The sequence below is a fragment of the Micromonospora sp. TSRI0369 genome (genome assembly GCF_001905625.1).
GTDB lineage: Bacteria > Actinomycetota > Actinomycetes > Mycobacteriales > Micromonosporaceae > Micromonospora > Micromonospora echinospora_A.
This window is the reverse complement of the sequence record NZ_LIVU01000012.1, coordinates 52,135-66,032: the sequence shown is the minus strand read 5'-3', so window position 1 is coordinate 66,032 and position 13,898 is coordinate 52,135. Positions and strand designations below refer to the sequence as shown.

13 protein-coding genes are annotated in these 13,898 nt (G+C 74.0%); 5 read left to right on the top strand and 8 right to left on the bottom strand.

All coding sequences use genetic code 11. The features are described from left to right. Positions 1-115: 115 nt before the first annotated feature. Complete coding sequence (locus tag AMK25_RS27915; RefSeq protein WP_073831359.1) at positions 116-1,591, bottom strand: aminopeptidase P family protein; 1,476 nt, start codon at positions 1,589-1,591, stop codon at positions 116-118. 113 nt (positions 1,592-1,704) lie between these two features. Between AMK25_RS27915 and asnB the strand changes: the two genes are divergently transcribed. Further along, positions 1,705-3,666 (top strand): asparagine synthase (glutamine-hydrolyzing), encoded by a 1,962-nt coding sequence (asnB, locus tag AMK25_RS27910; RefSeq protein ID WP_073831440.1) that lies wholly within the window; start codon positions 1,705-1,707, stop codon positions 3,664-3,666. A gap of 60 nt (positions 3,667-3,726) precedes the next feature. Here asnB and AMK25_RS27905 read toward each other — a convergent pair whose 3' ends face one another. Then, complete coding sequence (locus tag AMK25_RS27905) at positions 3,727-4,863, bottom strand: lytic polysaccharide monooxygenase auxiliary activity family 9 protein (RefSeq protein ID WP_073831358.1); 1,137 nt, start codon at positions 4,861-4,863, stop codon at positions 3,727-3,729. A gap of 336 nt (positions 4,864-5,199) precedes the next feature. Between AMK25_RS27905 and AMK25_RS27900 the strand changes: the two genes are divergently transcribed. After that, positions 5,200-6,129, top strand: coding sequence for a carbohydrate kinase family protein (locus AMK25_RS27900; protein WP_073831357.1), 930 nt, complete (start codon positions 5,200-5,202; stop codon positions 6,127-6,129). Between the two features lie 88 nt (positions 6,130-6,217). Here the strand turns inward: AMK25_RS27900 and AMK25_RS27895 are convergent, their stop codons facing one another. Beyond that, the gene (locus AMK25_RS27895) at positions 6,218-7,447 is read right to left on the bottom strand and encodes a multidrug effflux MFS transporter (protein WP_073831356.1); all 1,230 of its coding nucleotides are present in this window, start codon (positions 7,445-7,447) and stop codon (positions 6,218-6,220) included. An 81-nt stretch (positions 7,448-7,528) separates the two neighbouring features. On the opposite strand from AMK25_RS27895, the gene AMK25_RS27890 reads away from it, so the two are divergent. Together AMK25_RS27890 and AMK25_RS27885 are read left to right on the top strand one after the other, a co-directional pair. Continuing rightward, a complete protein-coding gene (locus tag AMK25_RS27890; RefSeq protein ID WP_073831355.1) occupies positions 7,529-8,047 on the top strand; it encodes a MarR family winged helix-turn-helix transcriptional regulator in 519 nt (172 codons plus the stop codon). Between the two features lie 10 nt (positions 8,048-8,057). Next, positions 8,058-8,957 carry an aminoglycoside phosphotransferase family protein gene (locus AMK25_RS27885; protein WP_198937693.1) on the top strand — a complete coding sequence of 300 codons (900 nt, stop codon included), beginning with the start codon at positions 8,058-8,060 and terminating at the stop codon, positions 8,955-8,957. Between the two features lie 13 nt (positions 8,958-8,970). Here the strand turns inward: AMK25_RS27885 and AMK25_RS27880 are convergent, their stop codons facing one another. Beyond that, positions 8,971-9,798: an MBL fold metallo-hydrolase gene (locus AMK25_RS27880; RefSeq protein ID WP_073831353.1), complete on the bottom strand. Its 828-nt coding sequence runs from the start codon at positions 9,796-9,798 to the stop codon at positions 8,971-8,973. Continuing rightward, positions 9,795-10,199 carry a thioesterase family protein gene (locus AMK25_RS27875; RefSeq protein ID WP_073831352.1) on the bottom strand — a complete coding sequence of 135 codons (405 nt, stop codon included), beginning with the start codon at positions 10,197-10,199 and terminating at the stop codon, positions 9,795-9,797. Before AMK25_RS27875 ends, AMK25_RS27880 begins: the two co-directional genes overlap by 4 nt. A gap of 114 nt (positions 10,200-10,313) precedes the next feature. On the opposite strand from AMK25_RS27875, the gene AMK25_RS27870 reads away from it, so the two are divergent. Continuing rightward, entirely contained in the window at positions 10,314-11,396 is a 1,083-nt protein-coding gene (locus AMK25_RS27870) for a phosphatase PAP2 family protein (RefSeq protein ID WP_073831351.1), read from the top strand. A gap of 48 nt (positions 11,397-11,444) precedes the next feature. Here the strand turns inward: AMK25_RS27870 and AMK25_RS27865 are convergent, their stop codons facing one another. The 3 genes from AMK25_RS27865 to AMK25_RS27855 are packed head-to-tail and all read right to left on the bottom strand — an operon-like array spanning position 11,445 to position 13,862. Further along, positions 11,445-13,055 carry a PH domain-containing protein gene (locus AMK25_RS27865; protein WP_443189933.1) on the bottom strand — a complete coding sequence of 537 codons (1,611 nt, stop codon included), beginning with the start codon at positions 13,053-13,055 and terminating at the stop codon, positions 11,445-11,447. Then, complete coding sequence (locus AMK25_RS27860; protein WP_073831350.1) at positions 13,052-13,579, bottom strand: PH domain-containing protein; 528 nt, start codon at positions 13,577-13,579, stop codon at positions 13,052-13,054. The genes AMK25_RS27865 and AMK25_RS27860 overlap by 4 nt, the downstream gene beginning before the upstream one ends. Before the next feature lie 52 nt (positions 13,580-13,631). Continuing rightward, positions 13,632-13,862, bottom strand: coding sequence for a hypothetical protein (locus tag AMK25_RS27855; protein ID WP_073831349.1), 231 nt, complete (start codon positions 13,860-13,862; stop codon positions 13,632-13,634). Positions 13,863-13,898: the final 36 nt, after the last annotated feature.

Below are 13,898 nucleotides of genomic sequence, written 5' to 3'. Positions count from 1 at the left end.
GGCGGTCGGTGACCAACCACCTGAGCGGGACAGCAACGGCCCAGACGGCGGCGGGCCCCACCACCTGCCGTCAAGGCGCGGTGGTGGGGCCCGCCGGACGTCGCGGCCCGGAGGATCAGCCGGGCAGGCGGGGACCCGCCTCACGCTGCTCGGCCAGCCAGGTCTCCACCTCGTCCGAGCGGCGCGGCAGCCCGGCCGAGAGGTTCACCGGGCCGTCCGCGGTGACCAGGATGTCGTCCTCGATCCGGACGCCGACGCCCCGCAGCTCCTCGGGGACCAGCTCGTCCTCCGGCTGGAAGTAGAGCCCCGGCTCGACGGTGAGCACGTACCCCTCGCCGAGCGGCCCCTCCCGGTAGTTCTCCTTGCGCGCGTTGGCGCAGTCGTGCACGTCGATGCCGAGCATGTGGCTGGTGCCGTGCAGCGTCCACCGCCGGTAGACCGTCGAGGCCGGGTCCATCGCCTCGTCCACGCTCACCGGCAGCAGCCCGAGATCCTTCAGCGCCTCCGCCAGCACCCGCATCGAGGCCAGGTGCACGTCCCGGAACGCCACGCCCGGCCGGCACATCTCGATGCCCGCCTGCTGGGCGGCGTACACGGCGTCGTAGACCTGGCGCTGCAACGGCGTGAACCGGCCGTCGACCGGCAGCACCCGGGTGACGTCGGCGGTGTAGAGGTTGCGGTTCTCCACGCCCATGTCCATCAGCAGCAGGTCACCCGGGCGGGTGGCGCCGTGGTTGTGCACCCAGTGCAGGATCGTCGCGTGCTCGCCGGCCCCGACGATCGAGCCGTACCCGACGTCGTTGCCGTCGTGGCGGGCACGCAGCGCGAAGACGCCCTCCAACAGCCGCTCGGAGACGCCACGGTCGGCCGGCAGCGCCCGCGCCACGTCCTCGAAGCCGCGCACGGTGGCGTCACACGCCTCCTGGAGCTGCGCGATCTCCCACTCGTCCTTGACCAGCTTCAGCTCGGCGACCGCGATGGCCAACTCCCGGTCGCGGCCGGGCTGACCGTCGGCGCGCGCGCCGTCGTACTGACGCACCGCGGCGTCCACCCGGGCGTCGAAGCCGCGCAGCACCCGGGTACGCCCCGGCGCCAGCTCGGCCAGCGCCGCGTCCAGCTCGCTCAGGTCGGCCGTCGGCAGGCCCAGCTCGGTCGACTTCTCCCGCAGCGTCGGCCGGCGGCCCACCCACAGCTCACCGTGGCGGCTGCGGAAGAACTCGTCGGTCGCCCGGGACGACCGGGGCCGCATGAACAGCGTGGACTCGCCGCCCGGGCGCAGCACGAGGACGCTGTCCGGCTCCAGGTCGCCGGTCAGGTACGCGAAGTCGCTGCCCGGACGGAACCGGTGGTCGGTGTCGTTGGCGCGTACCTTCTCGTTGCCCGTGGGGATGACCAGCGTCTCGCCCGGGAAGGCCTCGGCCAGCGCGGCCCGCCGCTTGGCGTGGTTGGGCGCCTCCGGGCGCGGCGCGACCGGCAGTTCGGTGTCCCGCCAGCCCTGGCGCATGAACGACAGGAACGCCTCCGGGAAGTCCGGGTCGTGCGACTCCGTACCGTCCGCCGGTTTGCCCTGCCGCGTCCGCTCCTCGGCCATGATCCGTCCCTCCCTGAGCCTCGTCGCTGGTCCAGACGGTACCGCGCGCACGACAGCGGGAGGTGCCTGCGGTGCCGCGACGGTGGCTTCCGGCGCGTGGAAAGATGGCGGCCATGTGCGGACTCCTGGCCTTCTTCAGCGCGCGCGGCGACGCCGCCGCCCACCGCGACAACATCGCCGGCGCACTGGAGTGCCTGCACCACCGTGGCCCGGACGAGACCGGGGTCGAGGTGGTCGGCGACGCCTCCGGCCGGTACGCGGACGGCGTGTTCGCGCACAAGCGCCTGGCGATCATCGACGTGGCGCTGAGCCACGAGCCCCTGCCGTACGCGGGCGGGCGTTACCTGCTCACCTTCAACGGCGAGATCTACAACTACATCGAGCTGCGTGAGGAGCTGATCCGCGACTACGGCGCCCAGTTCGCCACCAACGGCGACGGCGAGGTGATCGTCGCCGGCTACCACTACTGGGGTGAGCAGGTGCTCACCAAGCTGCGCGGCATGTTCGCGTTCGTCATCTGGGACCGGCAGGAGCGGCGGGCCTTCGGCGCGCGCGACTACTTCGGTATCAAGCCGCTGCACTACCTGGAGACCCAGGACGGCCTCTATCTCGCCTCGGAGAAGAAGGCGCTGCTGCCGTTCGCGCACTCGGCGTACCAGGGCGACGCGGGCATCGACACCGCGAACCTGAGCCACTACCTGACGCTGCAGTACGTGCCGGAGCCGGGCACGCTGCACAAGGGGATCAGCCGGATCGGGTCGGGGGAGTACCTGACCTGGACCCCGGGCGGCCGGATCGAGGTGCGCCGCTGGTACCGGCCGGTGTTCCGCCCGGCCCCGGTCTCCGACGAGCAGCGGCTCTACCACGACATCCGGGAGACGCTGCGGGAGAGCGTCCGGATGCACATGCGCTCGGACGTGCCGGTCGGCTCGTTCCTGTCCAGCGGCATCGACTCCACCGCGGTGGTGGCGCTGGCCCGCGAGTTCAACCCGAACATCCTCACCTTCACCGTCGGCTACGACGTGCCCGGCTACTCCGAGATCGACGTGGCCCAGGACTCGGCCCGGCACCTCGACGTGACCACCATCCCGACCAAGATCGGGCCGCAGGACATGATCGACGCGCTGCCGAAGATCGTCTGGCACCTGGACGACCCGGTCGCCGACCCGGCGCTGGTGCCGCTCTACTTCGTGGCGAAGAAGGCCGCCGAGCACGTCACAGTGGTGCTCTCCGGCGAGGGCGCGGACGAGTTCTTCGGCGGCTACACGATCTACCGGGAGCCGCTGTCGCTCAACGCGGTGAACAGCCTGCCCGACGGCGTGCAGAAGGGCCTGCGCGCGGTGTCCAAGGCGATCCCGCAGGGGGTCAAGGGCAAGAGCTTCCTGGAGCGCGGCACCACCCCGATCGAGGAGCGCTACTACGGCAACGCCCGGATGTTCACCGAGGAGGAGAAGCAGCACCTGCTGCGCCGCTACGACCCCTCGGTGCGCTACACGGACGTGACCGCGCCGATCTACGCCGAGTGCACCGAGCTGGACGACGTCACCAAGATGCAGTACGTCGACCTCTACACCTGGCTGCGCGGCGACATCCTGGTCAAGGCCGACCGGATCTCGATGGCGCACTCGCTGGAGGTGCGGGTGCCGTTCCTGGACCGGGAGGTGTTCAACGTCGCCGCCGGCATCCCTGTCGACCTGAAGCTGCCGCCCCGCTCCGAGGCCACCAAGTACGCGATGCGCCAGGCGCTGCAGGGCGTCGTGCCGCCGGCCATCGTCAACCGCAAGAAGCTGGGCTTCCCGACCCCGACCCGGGTCTGGCTGCGCGGCGAGATGTACGAGTGGGCGCGGCACGTGCTGTCCACCTCGGGCGCGGGCGACCTGATCGACCTGTCGTACGCGATGCGCCTGCTGGAGGAGCACAAGCGGGAGGAGGCCGACCACTCCCGCAAGGTGTGGACCGTGCTGATCTTCTGCATCTGGCACGCCATCTTCGTGGCCAAGACGCTCGACCCGGGCATCCAGCGCAACCAGTCGGCGCTGCTCACCAAGCCGGTCGTCGGCAGCATGGTCCGCTGACCCGAGCGTGACGAGGAAGGGCCCCCGGGATGTTCCCCGGGGGCCCTTCCCAGTGCGTGATCAGCGACCGGTGCAGGTGACGGTCGGCAGGGAGTTGGTGCCGGAGAAGTTCGCCGTGAAGCCGAACGTCGTGGTGCCCTCCGGCGGGACGCTGCCGTTGTAGGCGGCGTTGGAGACGCTCACCGACGCCCCGCTGCCGCTCAACGTGCCGTTCCACACCTGGTTGATGGTCTGGCCGCTGGGCCAGGTCCAGTTCGCGGTCCACCCGGAGTACGTCCGGGTGCTGTGGTTCATGATCGTCACTTCGCCCTGGAAGCCGCCACCCCAGGCGGTGACCACCTTGTACACCGCCATGCAGGAGCCGGACGGCATGGTCGGGCTGGTCGTCACCGGCGGAGGCGAGGTCGGCGGCGCGGTCGTCGGGGGCGCGGTGGTCGGCGGCGCGGTGGTCGGCGGTGCGGTCGTCGGGGGGTTGCTGCCGCCCGAGCCGATCCCGGTCACCTCGCCGTTACCGCCGTCGAACGTCACGTCCGAGCAGCCGAAGAAGTTCTCCTGGCTGTCCGAGCGGACCCAGCGCGAGTAGATGATGTGCCGGCCGCTCTTGTTCGACGGCAGGTTGCCGCTGAAGTAGTAGTGGCCGTCGTTGGTGCCCACAGCGCCGCGCTGCGGCGGGTTGGTGACCTGCAGGAACGGCTGCTCCTCCAGGTCGCTCCAGGCCAGCGGCCGGTTCGGGCTCCAGCTGTCCTTGGTCACGTAGAAGTAGAACGTGCCCGGGTGGTGGGCCCAGTTGCTGTACCGGAACTCGATCGACCGCCCGGCCGTCAGGTGCGTGAGCGGCCAGTCGTTACGCGCCGCGTCGTACCCGCTGAAGCCGGGGTTGCCGCCGCTGCACAGCTTGCCGTCGGGGATGAACCCGACGGTGCGCCCGCCGGCGTCGGAGCGCAGCACGCTGAACCAGTTGTACAGCGAGTTCGCCCCGCTCTCGGCCACCGCCGACGAGCAGGCGGGGTTGTTCGGCCGGATCTCACCGGTTCCGGTGAGGCCGTCCTTCCAGCACAGGTAGGTGCGGGCGCCCGGCGTCATGGCCGCGCCGTGCGCGGCCGCCGGTCCGGAGTTGGTGACCAGGGCGAACGCGCCCAGGGTCAGGGTGGCGGCCGCGGTGAGCAACGCGGCCGTACGGGATCGGGTTCGGTGCACGGGGATCTCCTGACTCGCGGAGCGTGGCCCGGTTCGGCCCGCCCCGCTGCGACGAGCGGATGCGACGATCGCGGTGCCCGCGCCCGGTCAGCGTGCGGCCGGGGCCGTCGACGGGCGCGCACCGTCTGCGGTCCGTTGCCCAACGGACCGTGGATGCCCTCGCGTCGGATCGACCCGGCGGCCGGTGACGCGGCAGCCCCCGCGTCGTCACCCGGCACCGCAATCCCACCACGTCCGGGCGCGGCCCGCAATAGGTGCTGCTCGATGCCAGGGTCCCGGCGCGCGGGGCACCCGGCATGCGCCAGGATCGGGGGGAGGACGACGAGGGGAGCCAGGATGGGGTACGCGGTGGTGCTCGGCGAGGCGCTCGTGGACCTGCTCGACGCCGAGCACGACGGAGAGCCCGTCTACCGGCAGGCGATCGGCGGCGGGCCGCTCAACGTGGCGGTGGCGATCGCCCGGCTCGGCGGGGACGCGCGGTTCGTCGGGTCGCTCGGCGACGACGCGCTGGCCGGGCGGATCCGCGCCTTCCTCACCGGCGCCGGTGTGGACGTGACCGGGGCGGTGACGGTGCCGGCCCCGACCACCCTTGCGGTGGCCACCTTCGCCGGCCCCGAGCCGGAGTTCCGCTTCTACGGCGAGCCCCGCTCGTACGCGCTGCTCGGCCCGGACGACCTGGACGTGGCGCTGGTCGAGGGCGCGGACGTGCTCTACTGCGGCTCGATCGTGCTGCTCGACCCCCCGGTGCTGGCCGCCGCCCGCCGCGCCTGGTCGATCGCCGGCGGGCTGCGGGTGTTCGACCCGAACGTCCGTCCCAGCCTGCTCACCGCCCCGGGCGCGCTGGACGGGCTGCGCGCGGTGGTCGCCGAGTTCGCCGCCGCGGCGCACCTGGTCAAGCTCAGTTCCGCCGACGCGCGGGTGCTCTACCCGCACGAGCCGGTCGAGGGCGTGGCCGCGTACCTGCGGGAACTGGGCGCGAGCACGGTCGTGGTCACGCTCGGCGCGGACGGCGCGCTGGTCGCCGCCGCCGACGACGTGGTACGCGTGCCCGCCCCGAAGGTCGACGCGGTGGACGCGACAGGCGCGGGGGACTCGGTGATGGGCGCGCTGGTGGCCGAGCTGCTGACCGCGGGTGAGCCGGCCGATCCGATCGGCTGGCGGGAGCGGGTGGCATTCGCGCTGCGGGTGGCCGCGGTGGTCTGCGAGTCACCGGGCGGCGCCACCGCCATGCCCACCCGCGCCGAGGTGACCACCCGCTTCGCGTGAAAGGAAGGGCCCCTTCTTAACGCCTCAGGTAGAGAAGGGGCCCCTTCTTAACGCACTCACCCCGAGCCGCACTCACCCCGCGCCGCACTCACCCCGCCCGCGTGCGGGTCATCGTCAGGACGGTGACCAGGGTGAGGACAGCGGCGCCGGCCAGGACCGTGGCCATCGGCAGCGCGCTGCCCTCGCCGCCGAGCCCGACCAGGGGCGCGGCCACCGCGCCGACCACCGACTGGATGCCGCCCATCAGCGCGGCGGCCGTGCCGGCGTGGCGGGCGTGCGCGTCCAGCGCCAGCGCCGTGCTGTTCGGCGTCACCATGCCCAGCGCGCCGACGTACCCGAACAGCGCCACTGCGGTCAGCGCGAGGCCGGCGGTCAGCGCGCCGGTCAGCACGCCAGCCGCGGCGACCAGGCCGACCGCCAGCGCGGTGACCAGCAGCCGGCGTGGCGGGAACCGGTCGAGCAGCCGGGCGTTCAGCTGCCCCACGGCCACCAGGGCGAGCGCGTTGGCACCGAAGATGACGCTGTACACCGCCGCGGAGACGCCGAAGACGTCCTGGAACACGAACGACGACCCCGAGATGTACGCGAACAGCCCGGCGAAGGCGAAGCCCTGGGTCAGCGCGTACCCGAGGTAGACCCGGTCGGCGAGCAGCGACCGCATGGTCCGGGCGGTGGCCCCCAGCCCGCCGGTGCTGCGGCGCTCGGCCGGCAGCGTCTCCGGCAGGCGCAGCGCGACCGCGACGGCCAGCACCGCTCCGATGACGGCCAGCACCAGGAAGACGGCCCGCCAGGAGCCGAACCGGAGCACCAGGCTGCCCACGCCCGGCGCCGCGATCGGCGCGACACCGAAGACCAGGGTGAGCCGGGAGAAGTACTTCGCGGCGTCCCGGCCCGAGTAGAGGTCGCGGACCACGGCGCGGGCGACCACCACGCCCATGCCGCCGGCCAGGCCCTGGGCGAACCGCACGGCGGCCAGCAGCGGGGCGTTCGGCGCCACCGCGCACGCCAGCGCCAGCACGGTGTACGCGACCACGCCCACCAGCACCGGACGGCGGCGCCCCCAGCGGTCGCTGAGCGGCCCGGTGACGAGCTGGCCGAACGCCAGGCCGATCAGGCAGGTGGTCAGCGAGAGCTGGATGCCGGCCTGGTCGGCGCCGAGGTCGCGGGTCATGGCCGGGAACGCGGGCAGGTACATGTCCAGCGAGAGCGGGCCGATGGCGGTGAGCGTGCCGAGCAGCACCAGCAGGCTCGCGCCGCCGGTGGACGCGGTGGCGCCGGCGCCGGTCGGGCGTGCGGCGGGCGGCGCGGCTTGACTCACGAGCGGGTACCCCCTGATCCGATGTGCTCGGGTACCTTACCTCTGTAGTCAGAACTATTGCGATGTGAGGCGGGTGACTCCGTGGCGACGAACGAGCAGGTCGCGCGGTTCGGCGCGGTCCTCGGGGAGCTGCACCGGCTCGTGCGCCGCCGGTCCACGGCGCGCGCCGGGCGGGACCCGCTGCCCGAAGCTCAGGTGGAACTGCTCCTGCTCGTACGGGACACTCCGGGCATCAGCGGCAAGGAGGTGGCCCAGCGCCTCGGCACAGCCCCCAACACGGTGAGCACGCTGGTCCGCGACCTCACCGACGCCGGGTTGCTGGCCCGCGACCGCGACCCCGCCGACCGCCGCGTGGTCCGGCTGCGCGTCACCGAGGCCGCCCACCGGCGGATGGCCGACCACCAACGGCACCGCACCGCGCTGCTCACCGAGGCGCTGGCCGACCTCGACCCGGCGGCGCGCGACGCGATCCTGGCCGCCGTCCCGCACCTCGACACGCTGCTCACCACGCTGCGGGGACACACCCGGCCGGAGCCCGCCGAGCGGGACCCCCGCGCGTCCGGAAACCCGGTGGCCGCCGCGCCGCCCGGGGCCGGATGATCGCCGGGTGATGCTGCACCAGGACGAGACACCTGTGGACGAGGGGATCGTCCGGGCACTGCTGACCGGCCAGCGCCCCGAGTGGGCCGCGTTGCCGTTGACCCCGGCCGGCGCCGGGACCGACAACACCATGTACCGGCTCGGCGACGACCTGCTCGTCCGGCTGCCTCGGACCGCGGAGAAAGCCGGCGCGCTGCGCAAGGAACAGCTGTGGCTGCCCCGGCTCGCGCCGCTCCTGCCGTACCCGGTGCCGGAACCGCTCCACGCCGGGACGCCGACCGCCGCCTTCCCGCTGCCGTGGTCGGTGCAGCGGTGGATCCACGGCGACGAGGTCGGACGCGGCACGGTCCGGGACTGGGCCGCCCTCGGCGCCGACCTGGCGGTGTTCGTGCGTCACCTGCACGCGGCCGACCTGCACGGGGCGACCCGCGTGGACGCGCTGAGCGGATACCGCGGCGGCAGCCTGCGCCCCTGTGACACCTGGGTCAGCGCGGCGCTCGACGACTGCCGGCGCAGGATCGGCGACGAGACGGACGTCGACACCCTGCACCGGCTCTGGCGCGACGCCCTCACCCTGCCCGAACCCACCGGCCCGCACGTCTGGCTGCACACCGACCTCAAGCCCACGAACCTGCTGGCACGCGACGGCCGGCTGTGCGCGGTCATCGACTTCGGCGGGCTGACCGTCGGGTTCCCGGACGCGGAACACGCGCCGATCTGGGACCTGCCGCCGCAGGCCCGGCACGCCTACCGGCAGGCGCTCGACCTGGACGACGTGACCTGGGCACGCGCCCGCGCCTGGGCACTCGGGGTCGCGGCCAGCGGTGTCTCCTACTACTGGCATACCTTCCCGGCGTTCGTCGCCGAGTGCCGCAACCGCCTCCGCGAGATCCTCGCCGACGCCGGCTGAGACCGGCCGCCGGTCAGGCCGTGCCGTCCAGCTCCGCGTAGCCGCGGCGGGCCGCGATCAGGCCCGGCCGGGCGCCGAACGGCGACTCGGCCGCCACCCGCTCCGGCGGCGCGCTCCCGGTGTGCCCGGCGCGGATCAGCCACGCCTGCCGCGCCAGCTGCGCGTGCTGGTCCCGGACGAAGTCCGCGCCGACCGGCTCGCCGTGACCGGGCACGACCACCGTCGCGGGCGTCGTCAGCCGCAGCAGGTCGGCCACCGCGTCCGGCCACTTCAGGGGGTACGACTCCTCGAACGCCGGCGGCCCGCTCTGCTCCACCAGGTCGCCCGCGACCAGCACGTCCGCATCGGGCACGTGCACCACCAGATCGGCGTCGGTGTGCCCGTGCCCGGGATGGCGCAGCACCACGCGGCGGCCCCCGACGTCGAGCACGGTCTCCTCGACCACCTCGTGCGTCGGCGCCCGCAGCTCGGTACGCGCCAGCTCCTCGGCCAGCGCCGGCTGCTCGGCGCGCATCTCCTCGTACGCGGCGCGGCGCAGCGCGTCGGGCTGGTCCCGCAGCGCCGCCGCGGCCTGGGCGTGCGCGTAGATCGCGGTGCCCGGCCCGGCCAGCGTGGCGTTGCCGAAGCAGTGGTCGAAATGGTGGTGCGTGTTCACGATCGTCCACGGATGCGGGGTCACCGCCCGCGCCGCCGCCGCCAGCTCCCGGGCCTGCCCGGCGGTGGAGAGCGTGTCCACCAGCAGCGCCGCGCCGTCGCCGACCACGAGCACCACGTTCACCGCCAGCAGCGGCTCACGTCTCACGTGCACCCCGGGGGCGACCTCGGTGAAGCCGGCGGTCATGACGGCCCGACGGCCCGCTCGACGAAGCGCTGCCGGTCGACCAGCGCCCGCTCGACCCGGCCCTGCGCCGCCACTGTCGGCCCGTCGGTGACTGTCACCTCGAAGACGAGCCGCTTCCCGTCGACCTTGACCAGCTCGGCGTGGGCGGCCACGGTACGCCCGACCGGGGTGGCCGCGCGGTGCTCCAGCTCGACCCGTACGCCGACGGTGGTGGACCCGGACGGCATCCGGGTCGCGGTGGCGGCCACCGTCGCCGCCTCGGCCAGCGCCAGCACACGCGGGGTGCCGAGCACCGGCACGTCCCCGGAGCCCACCGCCTGAGCGGTGTCGGCGTCGGTCACGGTCAGCTCGACCCGGGCGGTGAGGCCCGGCGTGAAAGGCGACTCCGGCTGCTCCTGCATGCGGCCGAGCCTAGTGCAGCCGACCCGGGGCCGTCCGGCGTCCGAGCCGCCGCGCCCGTGTCGTCCCCGCCCGCCCGCAGGCCCGCCTGTCGCCCGCCGTTAACCTTGTCCGCGATGGCCGAGCAGACACAATCTCCGACCCCCGCCCCCGACACGACCACCGAGTCGCCCGACGGCGGGCGCCGCCGTGTGATCGCGATGACCATCTGGGGCGTCGCGTTCGTCGCCGCCTGGCTCGGCATCGGCCTGCCCACCGATCCGGCGTACGCGTTCCTGTGGATCTGGGCCGGCACCGTCGCCTGGAACTCGGCCCGCCCGTGGCGCAGTCACCTGCGCTTCGCCCGGGACTGGATCCCGGTGGTGCTGCTGCTCGCCGCGTACAACCTGTCCCGGGGCTTCGCCGACAACGGCGCCACCCCGCACGCGATGGAGCTGATCGTCGCCGACCGGTTCCTCACCGGGTGGCTCACCGGCGGTGAGGTGCCGACGATCTGGCTCCAGGAGCGCCTGTACGACCCGGCCGAGGTGCGCTGGTGGGACGTGCTGGTGAGCTGGATCTACTTCTCGCACTTCGTGGCGACGTTCGCCGCCGCCGCGGTGCTGTGGATGCGCAACCGGCGGCGCTGGATCGCGTACATGTCCCGCTGGGGCTTCCTGTGCGCGGCCGGGCTGGTCACCTACTTCGCCTACCCGGCCGCGCCGCCGTGGTGGGCGGCGCAGAACGGCCTGCTCACCGAGGTCGCGCGGATCTCCACCCGGGGCTGGAAGGAGATCGGCATGCACGGCGCGGGCAACCTGCTCAACGCCGGGCAGATCGCCTCCAACCCGGTGGCCGCGATGCCGTCGCTGCACACCGCGTTCGCGCTGTTCGTGGTGCTGTTCTTCATGCGGTCGGTGCGCAAGCGCTGGTGGCCGCTGATGCTGGCGTATCCGCTGGCCATGACGTTCACGCTGATGTACAGCGGTGAGCACTACCTGATCGACGTGCTGGTCGGCTGGGCGTACGTGGGCCTGACGTTCCTGGTGGTCGGCCTGGCCGAGCGCTGGTGGGCGGCGCGGCAGGCCCGGCGGGCCGGGGAACCCGCCGTCGCGGCCGACGTGCCGCAGCCCGTCACCGGCGGCGCCACAGTGGCCGACCCCGACACCCCGGAGCGGGACGCCGACGACCGGGACGCGGTGCCGGCCGAGCGACGCTAGACCCCGCTGCCCGCTGCCCGCTGGCGGGACCGCCGTCGAGCGGCCGGATCAGCGTCGGTGGTCGGCTCCGCGGGCGGCCCGCGACCGCTCGGTCAGCTCCGCGGCCAGCTCCCAGGCGTCGGCCACGTCCCGGTCGACCGCCGCCGCCCCGGCCCCGCCCGCGGTGTCCGCGTGCACGGTGGCCAGCCGCAGCAGCCGCTGCGCCGGGCCCTGGGTGACGCGCACGCTCTGGATCCGGGCGTACGGCACCAGCGTCAGCTGGCGGGTCAGCAGCCCGGACCGGGCCACGAAGACCCGCTCGTCGAGGCCGGCGCCGACCACCTTGCGGCTCAGCGGGCGCAGCCAGCGGGCCCGGGACGGGGGCGGCGTGCCGGGCAGCTCGTCCAGGCGTACGCCGGGCAGCACCTCCGCCACGACCATCGCGCCGGTGCCGGCGTCGCCCACCGGCAGCAGCCGGTCCGGGCGGTTACGGTCGTCCGGCTCACCGGCCGAGTAACCGGCCACCTCCAGGCGCAGCCGCAGCCAGTCCTTCATCCGCCAGAGCAGTGGCCAGGTCGCCCGCACGGTCTGCACCCGGTGCAGCGGCACCGTCTGCACCCGCGTCTCCAGCAGCCCGTTGTGCACGCGCAGCGTGCCGTCGTCCCGGTCGAGCCGGAAACTCCAGTCGTCGAGCACCCGGCGGATCGGTTGCAGCACCACGCCGGCCATCGCGGTGAGCGTGCTCGCCACCGCGACGAACGACCACGAGCCCTCGGAGAGGAACTGGGCGCCCACGAACACCACGCCGACCGGCAGCAGGAACGCCTGCGGCGTGAGCAGTTGGCTGACCAGCAGGTCCTGGTTGCGTACGACGTGCAGCCGGCGTCCGGCCGGCGCGGGCGCGACCGGCGTACCCGGGGCGGCCGGCACGCCGGGCTCGGCCAGGGCGGGCGCCGGGGGCCGGCCGGCGACCGCGAGCAGCCGCTGCCGCAGCGCGGTGGCCTCGGCCACGCTGAGGTAGGCCAGCGGCGCCTCGGTCTTGCCTCCGCCGACCACCTCCAGCCGCAGTTCGGCCAGGCCGGTGAGCTGGGCCAGCAGCGGCCGCACCACCTCCACCGCCTGCAACCGTTCCAGCGGGATGGCGCGCGTGCGCCGCCACAGCAGGCCCTCGTACACGCGCAGCTCACGGCCCACCAGGTGGTAACCGGTGTTCCACCAGCTCACCACGGACAGCACGGTGGCCCCGAGCACGAAGACCGTGACCAACAGGGCGAACCAGCCGAACCCGACCCGCGACAGCGTCGACCAGGAGAGACCGGCGATCACGACGACGAGTGACTTCGCGCCGTGCAGCGCGGGGCTCAGCGGATGCAGCCGCTGCCGCGGTTCCTCGCCGTCCGCCGAGGGCGCGGCGGCCGGACCCCAGGGTCCCGGGTACGGCGGAGCGGGCGCGGGCCACGGCCCGGGCGTCGCGTCGGATGCCGTCCCGTATCCGGGCGGGGGCCCGTAACCGGGTGGTGGCGCGTATCCGGGCGGCGGTCCGTAGCCGGGCGGCGCGGCGGGCGGGCCGTAACCCGGCCCGGGCGGCTGTTCCGGACCGGCCGGCGGTGGGGGACCGGGCGCCGCCCCGGGCCGGTCGTCGTGGGGCCGCGGCGCGCCGGGGTCGTTCCGGTCGCTCACAGGCCCTCCGCCCGGTCCTCGCCCAGCGCGGTGAGCCGGTCACGCAGCCGGGACGCCTCGGCCGGACGCAGCCCCGGCACCCGGGCGTCGCTGGCGGCCGCCGCCGTGTGCAACTGCACTGTGGCGAGGTCGAAGGCACGCTCCAGCGGACCGGCGCTCACGTCGACGAACTGCATCCGGGAGTACGGCACGATGGAGAGCCGCCGCACCAGCAGGCCGTGCCGCACCAGCAGGTCGTCGTCGCGCTCGGCGTACCCCCAGGCGCGGACCGCGCGCACGATGGTGATCGCCCGCCAGACGCCGATCAGCAGGGCCACGCCGACGGCGGCGCCGAGCAGCCAGTGCCCGGACAGCGCCCAGGCGACGCCGAGCACCACGAGCGCCACCGCCAGCCCGATGCCGAGCCGGATCAGCTCCACCCAGATCAGGTCGCGGGAGATCGGCTGCCAGTTGACCGTGTCCGGCCAGGGCTCCAGCGCGCTGTGCGAGGCGGACGGGGACCCGGTGTGGCCGTCACCGCTCACCGGGAGGACCAGCCGTGTTCGACGGTGGTACGGACTCGGTTCGTCTGCTCGCTCACGCTCCGAGCGTAGGCGATCCCGGCAGCGGGACCACCTCGCGGAGGAAGCCGCGTGCGTCGAGGAAGTCGCCGAGGGTGCTCCGGTGCGCCGCGCAGGCGAGCCAGGTCTTGCGCCGGTCGGGCGCGTGCAGGCGGGGATTGTGCCAGCGGAGCTGAAACTCGGCGGGAGCGCGACATCCCCGCGCCGAGCAGATCAGCGCGTCGTCCGGGGGGTTGGGAGTCGTCACCGGGGCGAGTCTAGGCGTCGCACGCCGGGAGTTTAG

What these genes read in the sequence shown, in the direction of transcription:
- AMK25_RS27915 (WP_073831359.1), bottom strand. Translation starts at nt 1,591, where the DNA reads ATGGCCGAGGAGCGGACGCGGCAGGGCAAACCGGCGGACGGTACGGAG.
- asnB (WP_073831440.1), top strand. Translation starts at nt 1,705, where the DNA reads ATGTGCGGACTCCTGGCCTTCTTCAGCGCGCGCGGCGACGCCGCCGCC.
- AMK25_RS27900 (WP_073831357.1), top strand. Translation starts at nt 5,200, where the DNA reads ATGGGGTACGCGGTGGTGCTCGGCGAGGCGCTCGTGGACCTGCTCGAC.
- AMK25_RS27885 (WP_198937693.1), top strand. Translation starts at nt 8,058, where the DNA reads ATGCTGCACCAGGACGAGACACCTGTGGACGAGGGGATCGTCCGGGCA.
- AMK25_RS27880 (WP_073831353.1), bottom strand. Translation starts at nt 9,798, where the DNA reads ATGACCGCCGGCTTCACCGAGGTCGCCCCCGGGGTGCACGTGAGACGT.
- AMK25_RS27875 (WP_073831352.1), bottom strand. Translation starts at nt 10,199, where the DNA reads ATGCAGGAGCAGCCGGAGTCGCCTTTCACGCCGGGCCTCACCGCCCGG.
- AMK25_RS27870 (WP_073831351.1), top strand. Translation starts at nt 10,314, where the DNA reads ATGGCCGAGCAGACACAATCTCCGACCCCCGCCCCCGACACGACCACC.